Below are 13,609 nucleotides of genomic sequence, written 5' to 3'. Positions count from 1 at the left end.
CATTACCATATAGACCTCCCATTGAACCAAGCCATGCAGAGACAGGTAGGCGCCGTTATCATAGGCGATGAATTACTTAGCGGGAAACGGCGCGATAAACACTTTCCCCACCTCATTGAAGCCCTGGACAAGCGGGGACTGGAATTAGCCTGGTGTCAGTTCATCGGCGATGATGCCGGAATAATTACCCGCACCCTGCGCCATACCCTTCATTCGGAGGATATCGTTTTTTGCTTTGGCGGAATCGGCGCAACCCCCGATGACCGCACCCGGCAGTGCGCCGCGGAAGCTGTCGGCGTCACCCTCTTTCCCCACCCCGATGCCATCAAGGAAGTGGAGGCTCAGTATGGAGAGCGGGCCTATCCTTACCGCATCCGAATGGCCCATCTTCCCCAAGGATGCAAAATTATTCCCAACCCCCTCAACCGAGTCCCAGGTTTTTCCCTCCATTCTCACCATTTTTTGCCGGGGTTCCCGGAAATGGCCTGGCCCATGATGGAATGGGTCCTGGAAACTTATTATTTAGATTTGCGCGATTTAGCCCCTAAGACGGAACAGGTCATCCGCGTGGTTGGCGTGGGTGAAAGTGATCTGCTCCCGCTTATGGAACAGATCGTCTCCCGCTACTCCCGTCTGCGTTTTTCCTGCCTTCCCCATCTCGGCAAGCACCAACCTATTCTTGAGCTTGGGTTACGGGGAAACCGCTCAGAAGTCATGCGAGCAATGAAGGAATTGAAGGAGGGGTTAGCACAAATGAATATACGCTGGCACGCTACGTGAGGAATTGATACCAAAGAGGCAACGTCACTAGGCTTAGAGTCGTGGAGAAAGTGACAGCCGCGGCATAAAGGGAAGTGTTCAGATGAAAGCGATCACAGAACACTATTCCCAATACCATACTCGGCATGGCTGCCTCCAATATCACTGCGGTTTGCTGAGAAGAATCGAAAGCAAAAAAGCGACTCATAAACGTAGCCCAGAGAGGCATTAAGCATAACTGAATTATGAGCACCGGCAACAGGAGAGGTAAGTGCTGCCACTGGCGTCGAGACCACTCTAACCCCATCCCAAGGGACAAAAGCATCAAAGGTACCACGCTAGCAGCCATCCTATCTAAAAAGCCGTGGATTTCCGCCGGCTCCGGCACGCCGCCAAGGTTAAGGCTGACCCCCATTGCGGCCGCCCATAAGGGTGGCGTTTTAAGTAACTCAAGCAGGTGATTGGTGGATTTGCCATCTTTTCCATGAATACGGGCGATATATATACCTAGGGTAAGCACTAGGGGAGTACAGGCAAATAAATCATACTGGATAGCCACCGCTCTTGCCCAATCACCTAACGTACTTTGCAATACTGGAAGGCCCAAATAAGTGGCATTTGGAAATCCTGCCGCTAGTATCAGAGCACCCTGGGTAGAACGGCAAGAAGCAGCCAGAAGAAGACGATAAGCCCCCCAGGCCAGAGCAATGGCTATGAATACCCCGCTTGCAGCTACCACGGCGATCCCTCCCGCCGTTCCTCCCAAATCTGCCGACCACAGGACATCGAGCACCAAGGCGGGCAGGAATAAATAATAAACTAACTCGGTCAGTACTTCACGCGTGTTTTTAGGGCTTATTAGGTGTTGTTGAGAACAATAACGCCATGCGCTACCACAGGCAATAAACGCTGCCATTTGCAGCAAAACTTCAACCATATACCGCTCCACCACCATCAAGCAGATAGGTTCTAGCTATCAAATTGCGATCCAGCTCACTTAAACTCCCAGCAATATAGCCGAAACTAGGATAAATAGATCCACTCACCCTTGGAGAGACTCCCCGATGGAATTTAAGGATTACCTAAAAATACTTGTTGCTCATGATGGCTCGGATATTTACCTGAGTGCCGGAGCCCCCCCCTGCGCCAAATTCCACGGTTTGCTGAAACCTCTCGAAAAAACGAGATTATCTTCCAGCGATATAAAGAAGATCGCCTACGATATTATGAACGAAGAACAAGCAAGCGAGTTTGAACAAAAGCCGGAAATGAACTTGGCCCTTTCCGAATCTGGCATTGGACGCTTTCGAGTCAATATTTTCAAACAGCGCAGCGCAATTTCCATGGTTATCCGGAATATCAAAACTACCATCCCTAACGTAGATAACCTCGGCCTGCCTCCTATATTAAAAAACGTTGTTATGGATAAGCATGGCCTCATTTTATTTGTAGGGTCAACCGGTTCCGGTAAGTCGACCTCCCTTGCCGCCCTCATTGATCATCGCAATAATAGCAGCGCGGGTCATATCATCACGATTGAAGACCCCATCGAGTATATACACCACCATAAAAGATCCATCGTCAATCAGCGCGAAATAGGAGTCGACACGGAATCTTATGAAGATGCACTTAAAAATACCCTACGCCAGGCACCGGATGTTATTCTTATTGGAGAAATCCGTGACCGAAGTACTATGGAACATGCCATCTCCTTTGCGGAAACGGGTCACTTATGCCTCTCTACCCTTCATGCTAATAATGCTAACCAGGCGCTTGACCGAATTATCAACTTCTTCCCGGAAGACCGGCGCCCACAGTTACTATTAGATCTCTCTTTAAATCTACGCGCTTTTATTTCCCAACGTCTGATTCCTACCATTGATGGCAAGCGCACCGCGGCTATTGAAATTCTATTGGGAACGCCTCTGGTGCGAGACCTTATCCACCGGGGGGAAATCCACGCTATTAAGGAGGTTATGGAAAAATCAGAAAATCTTGGTATGCAAACCTTCGACAGCGCCCTTTATAAACTGTATACAGCCGGCCTTATTAGCGTTGAAGAGGCACTGCGTAACGCCGATTCGCTTAATAACCTCCGCCTCAAAATTAACTTGTCAAAAAAAGGAATGGAAGCGACCACCTATTCTCCCGCAGCGGAAAAAAACTCCATGGATAAGAAACCAAAAAAGGATGTATTAGGCGGGCTATCCTTTAGCTTGGTGGGAGAAGAAGACTAAATTCCTGAGCCTAGGTTTCCAGCTTTTTTGTGCTATTCTAGCCGATTTCATACAAGGTTTTTGGGGTAAGGTAAGGATAGGTCGCACACTTATCTAGCGAGGGTTCGCCTAACCTGAGAAATTCGCGTTTGGTGTAGACGCCTAGCCATCCTTTGCTAAAGGCAATTCAATCCTCCAGTAAAAGTGCTGGGAAAGGTAAAAAAACCTGGTGGGTGTAAATCGCCTAGTTACCACTAAGGTAAAAATTTTCCAGACTGATAAAGCGAAGATAGAATTAAGTTCATCCATGATGATGGCGTCAAAGGAATTTTAGTCAACTATCCATTATCCGATAAACTTTAATAGCTAACGCGTATCGTTGGTAGATTTATAAAACCCTAATAAGTACTCCTGCTCCGAAGGAAATATCATGGCAGAATTCAAGCAAAAACTTCTAACTTATTTACTTTGTCTCGTATTTTTCAGCAGCGCGGCTAGCCTTGCCAATGCCGCCGATACCTCTATGGAAGGCTATGATCGAGCACGCTCCCCATTCTCCTATACCCGGAATGAAGACGAGCCACGTTATTTTCGAATGATGGGGGATCTGCTTATCGCTCGCCCACTATTGCTAGTAGCCACGGGGCTAGGCACGGGAATATTTCTGGTAAGCCTGCCATTTAGTGTCCTGGGGGGTAACGTTAAGGAAGCTGCGGATACCCTGGTTGTGGGCCCTGCCCAGCAGACATTTACACGCTGCCTAGGATGCCGAATATCCGCTTTTGGATCAAATGACCATGCCCAGACACCTAAAATTTCAATAAAAGAAAGTTCACCTCCCTCACCCACGGAAAAAAATATACCTTCGCAAGAGATTACCCCCGTTGACTAAGCGGAAAAGTATTAAAAAACCAAACGCCAAGGTTACCCTAATTCTAGGTCAGAAATGCGGAGCTTACTTAATAATAAGTTCTAATTGTCTTGTTAGCATGTAATTTCAACCTTATCCCGGCTTTCTTCATCGGCAGATAATAATGACATAGTGCTGAACTAAAATATAAAAATACTTTGGTGATCATTCAGATGTTCGTTTTGTTAATCAGAGGATGGAGAAAGCCAAGCTTGGGAACTATTTAAAATGGAAGACTAATCCTTAACAGACCAATCCACCAGATGTTCCTCCAAGTCTCCCGCTTGAAATTCCGGAATCGCTACACCTTGTACTGAAATACCCGCCTGGTGTACCGTCTCTGGATCACCGGAAACGAGAGGGTGCCACGGAAATAACTCTTTGCCTTCATTTATTAAGCGATAGGCACAGGTTGGTGGCAACCACTTCAAGGCTTCTGTTAACTCCTCCCGCAAGTTTAAGCAATCTGGCACTTTCCGGACACGATTTTGATAATCCGTGCAGCGGCAATAATGGAGATCCAGGAGTCGGCAAGCCACATTGGTATAAAAAATTTCTCCAGTTTCTTCGTCTTCTAACTTGTGCAAACAACATTTACCGCAGCCATCACATAGGGCTTCCCACTCCTCCGAAGACATGGCTTGCAAGGGCTTATGTTTCCAGAATCCAGGCTCAGTCATCATATTCTCTCATTTGGAGCTCGCAACTAAACCTCGCCTGCTTGCTCCAAACAGGCGTATCCTCAACCTGCTGCAATTTGGCATTTCCCTGGGTTCTTTCTTCTGAGGGAAACAGGCTGGGGAAGCATGAGGCATCTCCAGAACAATATATACCGCTAGTATAGATTGAACTGATAGCTTATTATTGTAATTTTATCTTAAACTCTAATTCTTTATCCTTACCCATAAAAGCCCCGCGGCGCACCTTAACGATCACTTTCTCACCGGGTTTTTTATCCCACATTATTTCCTTTACATCCGACATATCAGAAACAAGGTGCCCATTTAAGGAAAGGAGTTCATCTTTTTCCTCAATTCCAGCCGTTTTTGCCGCACTGATCTCAGAAAAAGCATTGACCTCAAGTTTTCCGCTAGATTGCTTGAGCATAACCCCCAAAAAACCTGCCTTTGGCAATTCTTTTTTCTCGGAGAGTAATAAATAATCCGCAATATCCGGCTCAACTAGCCCCTCCCAATCGTTCAGCACAATAGCCACACTAGCGGTTGTACCAAGGCGTCGATTAAGGCGCTCCGGGATACCTACGCCATAAGCCAAATGGCCATTACCGGCCAGAACAATCATGTGGGCATCCGAGTGTTCCTTAAGATAGCGGCTGGCGCTCTCCGCCATTGCCTCATCCCATACTAATTGAGCTTCATAAAAAGTCTCGAAATTTCCAAAATGCTGAGGATGATTTTCGAACACCTCTTGCAAGCGCTCGCGGTAGGCCACATTGGAGCGGTCAATTTCGGAGGGAAGCTGCGCTCTTTCCTTTTTAGAAAGCTTTTCCAAACCCTTCCGGCCTACTTTCTGTATGAGCTCGGTAGGCACATTGAGGGCTAATATAGGAATATTATTTTCCCGAGCAAATTCAAGTATCGGTGCATACAGCCGGAAGTCGTAGCGCCAACGATCATAATATTCTGTTTTTTTTAAAAATTCTTCTACAGTAAGTTGATTCGCAACAAATTGCTCCAGGTACTGCTGAAACGGTTGTTGGAAAAACTCAACGCCGATCACTAACTTTGGATGTATCCCATGAAGGCCACGAATTATGGCAAGTTGATTCAAATGGTGATCAAAACGAGGATGCTGCTCCCCAACAAAGACAACCTGGTGGCGCGCCAACTCGGGAATAATTGCTTCCAATTCTGGCAACTGCCTTAAATTAACTGCCTTGGTGGAGGTGTTCATTTTAAGGGCCTGTTGCATTTCCAGCTCGTTGGCCTTTCCATGCGCTTGCCCACTTACAACAGCTACTGCCGCCGAAGGCCGCACCAGCACAGAGAAAAAAAGGATAAACAATAATAGAAGGAAAATGGGGATAGTGACTTGATTTTGCATCTATAAGAAGTCCAAGTTAATCAGTTCGCTCACTTAATATCATCGGGTAGGACGCGGGCTTCCGTGGAAAGATTATAAGGATGCCCCGTCGAGGTGACCATCTCTACTTCAAACAGATAGGCACGATAGCCCTGCTTTGGAATAACCATCTTAACTGTTGCATGACGGCTGCCCGGTAGGATTTTTAGACTGCGGCTTGACCAATGCTCGTTGCGAAAATCCCGATCCTCAGAAGTGGCTGTCCAGAGCTGAATTGCCCGAACTGGTTGTTCACTCATTACCTTAACACTTGCCTCTCCTGCGTCGCTAACTGGTAATTCCCATGCTAATTGGGGCAATTTCTGGCCATCAGCAATCATTTGAAAAAACGCGGCCAAGGTCTGCATCGCTTGTTTACCGCCATTTAGATCATGCCCTGCATTAGGCGTTTGAAAAATTAACTTAGGCGCTGGCAATTCGTTCCAATAGTGTCGCAGGGAGTCCACCACCCAATAAGGGTCATTGGTACCTAAGAGCAAAAGTTTAGGCATCGTATAGCGCTGCCGATATTCATAGGGATCTATCCACCTGCGCAGTTTTGCCACGGCCGGATCATCTTGATTTTGATGAAGGCTAAGCTCCGTATAATCGTCAATTTTTTCGCTTTGCCTACCATACGCCTTTTCAGCCCAACGCAGTTGCTGCTCCATATTCAGTATATCAATGACCATCGGCGCCAACCCTTTTATCCGCGAATCTACCGCACCAGTTAGCCAAGTGGTCCAGCCCCGCTTGGAAGCTCCCGTCACCACAAAGCCCTCGATTTTCTGCTGAAATGCCCGCTCTAGAAATGCCTGCAGGCTATCCATACCCCGAACCACACTTTTTACCATGGGAAAGAGCAATGGCCACGTTTCATCGCCAGTTTTTAAAAACTGGGCCAAGGTAAAAGCAATCAAAGCATCTTCTTTGAGACCATTGTAGAGTGGCTGATTAGGAACGTGGGTGATCACCGCAGCCGCCGCACCGGCCCGCTGAGCAAGCATTTTTAACCGTTTAACATACTTCTCCCCGTCTCCCCCCCCTCCAATCAGAAGTAAACCGGTTTCTGGATTCCGAACTTCCTTGGGCCGAGCTATAACAAGATGATGGCTCCAAAATTGATTGCGCCAATGCTGGGACACTAACTCCAGGTGGACCACGGTTCCCCAGGACTCTTTTTTCTGCTCCGTCAGTTTCCAATTATAATGAGGATCAGGCTTGCGAGCATAATCTTCAAGCGCGCCTGCAAAAGCCAGCTTAGCGATAAAAAAGAGCGCTATAGCCCAAAAAAACGCTCTCGAGGGTCGACCAAAAAAAGGAGCTATCATCATTTTAAAACCTTCAAAATTTAAATTATCCGCAGAGCATTCCCCATCCTATACCAAAGGACTCATGATTTCTGAGCACAATATAAAATCATTAATCACTCGCCCGAGCCAGGCAGTGGCAAGCGTACCTGTACTAACAATCCGCCTCCAGGATTATCCTCCAAGGTTAATTCTCCGCCATAGGCATCTACCATATCACTAACGATTTCTAGCCCCAATCCTTGGCCAGGCACCCGCTGATCTAGGCGTTGACCCCGCGCCAATACCACCTGCCGCTGTGACGGTGCAATCCCCGGACCATCGTCCACTACGGTAATAAGCAGCACGGCGGATTGCCGCTGCAGCGATAGGGTAACGGTGCAACGGGCCCACTTACAGGCATTGTCCAGCAGATTGCCGAGAATTTCTAGCATATCGTCCCGTTCCAATGGCAAGGCTGGCGGCAGCACCCCCTCGATTGCCAGCTTTAGATCACGATCATGGGCCCGTTGCAGAGTACGCAACAATAGAGGGACATCTTCAACAGGGGTAAAACGATTGGTGGGAGTTGTGCTAGCAGCAATACGGGCCCGCCCCAAGGCCCGCTTGATGCCAGCTTCCATTTGCGAGAGTTGCTCACTAAAGCTGCCTGCAAGGGCGGGAGAAAAAGCGAGCAATTGTGTACGGGACTGATTTTTCATGACTGCCAGGGGGGTTTTCAGCCCGTGGCTTAAATCTCCCAGAGCATGGCGGGAGCGACGTAGTTGCCGTTCAATATCGCCCTGGAGCCGGTTCACTTCTTCTACCAGGGGTTTCAATTCGCGCGCCACGTTTTTATCCAGCGTGGCGCGCTGGCCTTTACGGAATTGTTGTAATTGTTGTCGCACTTGGCGAAGCGGGCGAAGCCCGCGCCGGATGAGTCCCTGTTGAACGGCCGCCAGTACCACGAGGAGAGCTATCCAGGCTACCAGCGCTCCCGTTTTAAGGCGGCTGAAATCCTGCAATTGCGGTGCATAATCCTGAGCTACTACCACGACAATAGGCTGGCTCGCCATTTGATAATGGGCGCGATAGCGCAATAATTTTTGTTCCTGGGGGCCCTCTACCAGGGTAGCGCTAAGCCCCTCTTGCTCTGGTTCCTCAAATTGAGTATCCCATAAAGAGCGGGAGCGCCAACGCGCCTGCGGGGTAATAATCAGAAAATAGCGACCAGATAAGGGTCGCTGGTAAACTTGATCAAGAGCTTGGCGGTCTAAGTGCAGGCCGTTGCTCCCCCGGGCTAATGCCGCCAGTACGCTGACGGTTTCTTCTCGCAGGCTAGCGGCGAGGGTGGCGCGTTGGCGCTGATCCAGCCACCAGATAGCCGTTTGTCCCGCCAGCACACCCGGCACCAACAGGCTGATAAATAAACTAATGCCTAATTGGCGGCCGATAGAGTTCATTTTTGGAAGCGATAACCTTGGCTCCGGCGGGTTTCAATCACTGGGTCACCCAGTTTGCGGCGTAGCCGACTAATATGCACCTCCAATACATTGCTGTCCCGCTCGCTTTCACCATCGTAAAGATGTTCGTTCAGCTCCATCCGGCTAAGCACCTTGCCCGGGTGCAGCATAAAGCAACGTAATAGACGAAATTCCCCCCGGGTCAGTTCGTATTCCTGATCCCCCTGCCAAACACTCTGCCGATCTTCATCCAGAGCCAGCCCCCCTGCTTCCAGCCGCGGGCTATTGACCGTGCCATGGCTGCGCCGCAACACCGCTTGCACCCGCAATAGCAACTCGTCCGGGTGGAATGGCTTGCTCAGATAATCGTCGGCACCAGCGCGCAAACCTTCCAAACGCTCCGCCCAGGCATCCCGTGCAGTGAGAATCAGCACCGGCAGAGTTACCCCCTCTGCACGCCAGTGCTGCAGCACCTGAAGACCATCCAGGCCCGGCAGGCCCAGATCTAAAACGACCATATCATAAGATTCATCGTGAACCGCCAGTAAGGCATCCCGGCCATCCACCCGCCAATCCACCGCGTAGCCATAGCCCTTAAACAAAGGCAAGAGTTCATCGGCCAGGGCCACATTGTCTTCCACCAGCAGCAGGCGCATTAGTCCTCTATCTCGTCCTCGATGAATTGACCATTGCTGGCATTGATTTCAATTTCATGGACCACGCCGGCGGGAGTGAGTATTTCCAGCTCATAGACATAGAGGCCGTCTTCCCGCTCCAGCTCCGATTCCAGCAATTGAGCGCCAGGATAAGCCGTGAGCGCCCGCGCCAGGATCTGCTCAAAGGGAAGGATAGTGCCCGTTTGGCGCAAGCGGAGCGCTTCCTCATGGCTCAAGTCCCGCGCTTTTAGCGTGCCCGACATTCCCAAGGCAAAAGTGAGGATAACCAGAAGGACCGTCCAGGGGCGCTTAATCGTCTTGCTGATCACGGATAATCTTACCATTGGTTGGGTCTAGCTCCACTTCCCATTGTATACCTTGGGCGTCCCGCAATTCTGCTTTGTAAGTATAGTGGCCATATTCCGATTCCAGTTTGCTAGTTTCCATAGTGGCATTGGCATGTTTGGCAAGCGCAAATCTGTTAAGCTGTTCAAAAGGTTGAATCTTATCTTCTTTCACCAATTCTACCGCTTGGTTCGGATCAACGCTAATAGTATCGGTATACCCTATCATCGTGCCAGCCAGGCTTAAAATACTTGCAATTAATGACAATTGTTCTATGTTCATAGGCGCTTCTTAGGGGCTGTTGCTGCGTATTGAGTAGCCAGCTGTACGATTCTAAATGAACGGGGCTTCAAAGAGCCGGGGGGTATTTCCAGGTGAAAGGGGCGGCCTTCTAGCCGCCCCATGGGTCATTAATTATCCTTATCATCACGAAGAATTTTACCGCTTACCGCATCGAGTTCTACCTTCCACTCAACGCCCTGGGTATCCCGCAATTCTACTTCATACACATAGCTACCACGCTCTTTCTCTAGCTCAGTCTCTTCTACGGTGGCGCCGGGATGTTTAGCAAGGGCAGCCTCGTTGAGTTTTTCAAAGGACTGAATTCTGCCCTCCTGCATCAACTTAATTGCCTGGTCTGGACCGATATCATCGGCATGGGCTATCCCTGTACCCGCCAAACCTAGAATGCCTATGATTAACACCAATTTTCTTGCGTTCATTGAACCCTCCTTAGGGGTGTTGCTGAGTATCGAGTGATCACCTTACGATCCGTGCCTGAATTATTTATGAATAAGGCTTGGTACTTAAAAGGTAAAAACGAGCCGTGCCGCTAGGTGGGCAAAATTACGGTTGTGTACGCGCTGCATGCCGGCGCCAAATTGCAGCATGGTGTGTTTAGTAAATTTTAAATGCATCTGGGGAAGAATCAGGATTCGATCCGGGCGATTGGGTTTATATTCCCAATTGATCTCCAATCCCATTGTTAATCGAGGCGATAGGGTGTAGAAGAGACTGCTATTGAATAAACCCTCAAAACGTCCTTTTGAGCCAAGATCGGTATGGCGCAATCCCATCATATTAAGCGTGCTCCAACGTTTATTAAACCGATATCCGAATAAATAAAGTGCATTGTTTTGATATTGGTTTTGATCAGGGAAATACTCCCCAGAATACTGCCAACCATGGATAAATTGACTGCTCTGCGGGTAATTAAAAGTGCCCTGCAATGAAATTTTATAGGCCGCAATAGAAGTACCCTCCTCGGAGGTATTGTCTATCGGTAGCTCAAATTCAATGCCGTAGCCATCGGCAAAGGTATACTCTACCTCTGGATTTGCTTCTGTTCGTTCATGAGCAAAGTCATATTGCAGCAGGGTATTCGCTTCCAATTCTCCTTTCGGTGCCCCAAGAGGGCGAACCAAATCAAATACCATGGGTTCGGGGATATGGGGATGGGAATTGGACGGAACGCCTTCTGCGGAGCTGCTGATAGCTGGCAGGACTAGTGAGAGAAGAGCTAAAATAATAGCGAATTTTCGAACCTTATATCTTTTTTTTGTAACCACTGATATCCCCTTAATCCGCCTTGGGCGGTTTTATCCCGGTTAGAAATATTTTGGGCTATACCAACGTAATAGATTGATCTGAAAATAAGATTAACCGCAGGATTTTTTGGGAGAATCGTTCACGACAGGGGAATAAGTATGGAAGAACAATCCGGAAAAAACATAAGCCACCCTCAGACAGACAAAACCCAGGAGAAATATGAAGAAGTTTTGAATTTTATTAATAAATGGCTCAAAAGGGGTAACTTGCGTCGTTTGGTTATCCGCAAGCCTAGCGGCCATGTTTTTATGGAGATTCCGCTGACGGTCGGGGCCGCGATTGGCGGGATATTGCTATTTTTTACCCCGACGCTGTTGGCACTAAGCGCGCTAGTGGCCTTGTTTAAACAAATAAAAGTTGAGATTGTGAGAATTGATAATAGCGGTTAACTTGATACCAGCGGAACAGAAAAGTAGCGCTTGCTGAATGACCGCGTTACTTGCTTTTAGCATGTGCGCAACAAACGCTGCTAGATGCCCCGCTAGACCGGGATTGCGCTTATTTTCTAGAACTCATTAGAGGTTAACCATGGCTAATATTCAGGTTTTTCCTACTCCAGCGGTCCTTTATCACAGTGCAGCGGAGTATTGGGTAAGAACGGCTAAAAGAGCCATTGAAAGGGCGGGAGCCTTCCATATCGCCCTAGCCGGGGGAAACACGCCGAGGGGCTTATATCAATTATTAGCAACGGAGCCTTATGCCAGCCAAATAGACTGGCACCGGGTTCATGTCTACTTTGGGGACGAACGCTATGTGCCCAGAGATCACCCGGATAGTAATTACCGTATGGCCCGAGAGGCCTTGCTCGATTCGGTAGCCATTCCTCCGGAACAGATTTTAAGAATACAGACCGAGTTTCCGGAACCCGAGCTGGCGGCAGACGACTATGCGCAAGTGCTACAGTCTCATTTGCCGGAGGGGGAAATTTTTGATCTGATATTATTGGGGTTAGGCGCAGACGGCCATACCGCCTCTTTGTTTCCCGAGACCCCCATATTGACAGTCCGTGATCGTTTGGCAGCGGCAGTTTATGTAAAAAAATTAAAGGCTTGGCGTATTAGTATAACCTACCCCGCCGTTGAAAAAGCTCGCCAGATCCTGTTTCTTGTCACTGGCGCTGATAAGGCGGCGGTCGTTACCCACGTCTTATCCCCCTCAGCGGACAAGACTTTGCCGGTGCAGCATTTGCAGGCTCAAGGTGAGGTTAGCTGGTATTTGGATGCGGAGGCAGCCCGCAAGTGGGAGGTAACAAAATGAAAGTATTGGCTGCGGATATTGGAGGAACCAAAACCTTACTTCAGATCGCTGACTGGGGGGAAAACACTCCGCAGGTTCTTGCGGAACAGCGTTATCTCAGCGGTGATTATTCAAGCTTTGATGATCTCCTGCGAACATTTTTGACAGAGACGAGCAGTACAGGAAACGGCCTTAGGGGTGCTTGTTTTGCTGTAGCAGGCGTCGTGACGCAAGGCGTGGCGACGGCCACTAATCTCCCCTGGCGGCTGGATGCAACACATTTGGAGGCAACATTCGAGCTGCCTCAAGTGGTTTTAATCAATGATTTCACGGCCATCGGCTATGGCATTGAAGGTCTAACGCCAGACGATTTCGCAATACTCCAGTCAGGCAAGCCGGAAGCCGCCGCTCCCCAGGCGGTTATTGGCGCTGGGACCGGGCTTGGACAGGCATTGCTCGTATGGCAGGAGCAAACGGGTCACTACCAGGTTTTACCTACTGAAGGAGGTCATGTAGACTTTGCCCCTCAGGGAAAACTCCAGATTGCATTGCTGACTTATCTTTCTCGTCAGTTAGACCATGTTTCCTACGAACGGGTATTATCAGGCGGCGGCTTAGTCACGCTCTACCATTTTTTGAAGGAAACCAGCGGCATGGCTGAAAGCCCGGCCTTGAAAAAGGCGTTGAGCGAGGGCGATCAGGCAGCGGCCATCAGCCGCTCCGCTCTGGAGCATGGAGACCCATTAGCGGGGCAAGCGTTAGATTTACTGATCCAAATCTATGGCGCACAAGCGGGCAATTTAGCCCTGACTTGCTTGCCGCGGGGGGGGCTTTTTGTCGCCGGCGGTATCGCACCCAAAATTATCGAGCGCTTGCAGGCGGGCGGATTTATGGAGGCTTTTCTAAGCAAAGGACGACTGTCCGAGCTTATGGGGCAGATCCCTGTCAAAGTCATATTAGAGTCCAAAGTTGGCCTGCTGGGAGCCTCGCGATTAGCAAGAAGATTAGCTTATGAGCAACTATAGAATTGTTGATACTTTAGATA

The 13,609-nt window shown here is 49.0% G+C and carries 16 protein-coding genes; 6 read left to right on the top strand and 10 right to left on the bottom strand.

The window, feature by feature from the left end; translation table 11 throughout:
• The first annotated feature begins 33 nt into the window (after positions 1 to 33).
• The gene (locus NWAT_RS06095; protein ID WP_013220262.1) at positions 34 to 780 is read left to right on the top strand and encodes a competence/damage-inducible protein A; all 747 of its coding nucleotides are present in this window, start codon (positions 34 to 36) and stop codon (positions 778 to 780) included.
• Here NWAT_RS06095 and NWAT_RS06090 read toward each other — a convergent pair.
• Complete coding sequence (locus tag NWAT_RS06090) at positions 773 to 1,696, bottom strand: AEC family transporter (RefSeq protein ID WP_013220261.1); 924 nt, start codon at positions 1,694 to 1,696, stop codon at positions 773 to 775. The genes NWAT_RS06095 and NWAT_RS06090 overlap by 8 nt on opposite strands.
• Positions 1,697 to 1,823: 127 nt before the next feature.
• Here NWAT_RS06090 and NWAT_RS06085 point away from each other — a divergent pair, with 127 nt between their 5' ends.
• On the top strand, positions 1,824 to 2,996 hold the full coding sequence (locus NWAT_RS06085; protein WP_013220260.1) for a PilT/PilU family type 4a pilus ATPase: 1,173 nt from the start codon (positions 1,824 to 1,826) through the stop codon (positions 2,994 to 2,996).
• A 409-nt stretch (positions 2,997 to 3,405) separates the two neighbouring features.
• Complete coding sequence (locus NWAT_RS06080) at positions 3,406 to 3,867, top strand: hypothetical protein (protein WP_013220259.1); 462 nt, start codon at positions 3,406 to 3,408, stop codon at positions 3,865 to 3,867.
• 254 nt (positions 3,868 to 4,121) lie between these two features.
• Here the strand turns inward: NWAT_RS06080 and NWAT_RS06075 are convergent, their stop codons facing one another.
• The 9 genes from NWAT_RS06075 to NWAT_RS06035 all read right to left on the bottom strand — a co-directional run bounded on the left by NWAT_RS06075 (position 4,122) and on the right by NWAT_RS06035 (position 11,288).
• Positions 4,122 to 4,565, bottom strand: coding sequence for a YcgN family cysteine cluster protein (locus NWAT_RS06075; protein ID WP_041350534.1), 444 nt, complete (start codon positions 4,563 to 4,565; stop codon positions 4,122 to 4,124).
• A 181-nt stretch (positions 4,566 to 4,746) separates the two neighbouring features.
• The gene (locus NWAT_RS06070; protein ID WP_013220257.1) at positions 4,747 to 5,949 is read right to left on the bottom strand and encodes a ChaN family lipoprotein; all 1,203 of its coding nucleotides are present in this window, start codon (positions 5,947 to 5,949) and stop codon (positions 4,747 to 4,749) included.
• Between the two features lie 29 nt (positions 5,950 to 5,978).
• Positions 5,979 to 7,301 carry a PhoPQ-activated pathogenicity-related family protein gene (locus NWAT_RS06065; RefSeq protein ID WP_013220256.1) on the bottom strand — a complete coding sequence of 441 codons (1,323 nt, stop codon included), beginning with the start codon at positions 7,299 to 7,301 and terminating at the stop codon, positions 5,979 to 5,981.
• Positions 7,302 to 7,393: 92 nt separating this feature from the next.
• Complete coding sequence (locus tag NWAT_RS06060) at positions 7,394 to 8,719, bottom strand: ATP-binding protein (RefSeq protein ID WP_013220255.1); 1,326 nt, start codon at positions 8,717 to 8,719, stop codon at positions 7,394 to 7,396.
• Positions 8,716 to 9,375, bottom strand: a complete 660-nt coding sequence (locus NWAT_RS06055) for a response regulator transcription factor (RefSeq protein ID WP_013220254.1) — start codon at positions 9,373 to 9,375, stop codon at positions 8,716 to 8,718. Before NWAT_RS06055 ends, NWAT_RS06060 begins: the two co-directional genes overlap by 4 nt.
• Positions 9,375 to 9,719 carry a PepSY domain-containing protein gene (locus tag NWAT_RS06050; RefSeq protein ID WP_232420219.1) on the bottom strand — a complete coding sequence of 115 codons (345 nt, stop codon included), beginning with the start codon at positions 9,717 to 9,719 and terminating at the stop codon, positions 9,375 to 9,377. The genes NWAT_RS06055 and NWAT_RS06050 overlap by 1 nt, the downstream gene beginning before the upstream one ends.
• Positions 9,685 to 10,002, bottom strand: a complete 318-nt coding sequence (locus NWAT_RS06045) for a PepSY domain-containing protein (RefSeq protein ID WP_013220252.1) — start codon at positions 10,000 to 10,002, stop codon at positions 9,685 to 9,687. Before NWAT_RS06045 ends, NWAT_RS06050 begins: the two co-directional genes overlap by 35 nt.
• A 128-nt stretch (positions 10,003 to 10,130) precedes the next feature.
• Complete coding sequence (locus tag NWAT_RS06040; protein ID WP_013220251.1) at positions 10,131 to 10,442, bottom strand: PepSY domain-containing protein; 312 nt, start codon at positions 10,440 to 10,442, stop codon at positions 10,131 to 10,133.
• 84 nt (positions 10,443 to 10,526) lie between these two features.
• The gene (locus NWAT_RS06035; RefSeq protein WP_013220250.1) at positions 10,527 to 11,288 is read right to left on the bottom strand and encodes a hypothetical protein; all 762 of its coding nucleotides are present in this window, start codon (positions 11,286 to 11,288) and stop codon (positions 10,527 to 10,529) included.
• A gap of 138 nt (positions 11,289 to 11,426) precedes the next feature.
• Here NWAT_RS06035 and NWAT_RS06030 point away from each other — a divergent pair, with 138 nt between their 5' ends.
• The 3 genes from NWAT_RS06030 to NWAT_RS06020 all read left to right on the top strand — a co-directional run bounded on the left by NWAT_RS06030 (position 11,427) and on the right by NWAT_RS06020 (position 13,589).
• Complete coding sequence (locus NWAT_RS06030) at positions 11,427 to 11,717, top strand: DUF4342 domain-containing protein (RefSeq protein WP_013220249.1); 291 nt, start codon at positions 11,427 to 11,429, stop codon at positions 11,715 to 11,717.
• A 139-nt stretch (positions 11,718 to 11,856) separates the two neighbouring features.
• Positions 11,857 to 12,585 (top strand): 6-phosphogluconolactonase, encoded by a 729-nt coding sequence (pgl, locus tag NWAT_RS06025; protein WP_013220248.1) that lies wholly within the window; start codon positions 11,857 to 11,859, stop codon positions 12,583 to 12,585.
• A complete protein-coding gene (locus tag NWAT_RS06020) occupies positions 12,582 to 13,589 on the top strand; it encodes a glucokinase (RefSeq protein WP_013220247.1) in 1,008 nt (335 codons plus the stop codon). Before pgl ends, NWAT_RS06020 begins: the two co-directional genes overlap by 4 nt.
• Positions 13,590 to 13,609 lie beyond the last annotated feature (20 nt).

The sequence above is a fragment of the Nitrosococcus watsonii C-113 genome (assembly GCF_000143085.1).
GTDB lineage: Bacteria > Pseudomonadota > Gammaproteobacteria > Nitrosococcales > Nitrosococcaceae > Nitrosococcus > Nitrosococcus watsonii.
The sequence above is the reverse complement of the archived record's forward strand: the minus strand, read 5'-3'. Positions and strand labels throughout refer to the sequence as shown.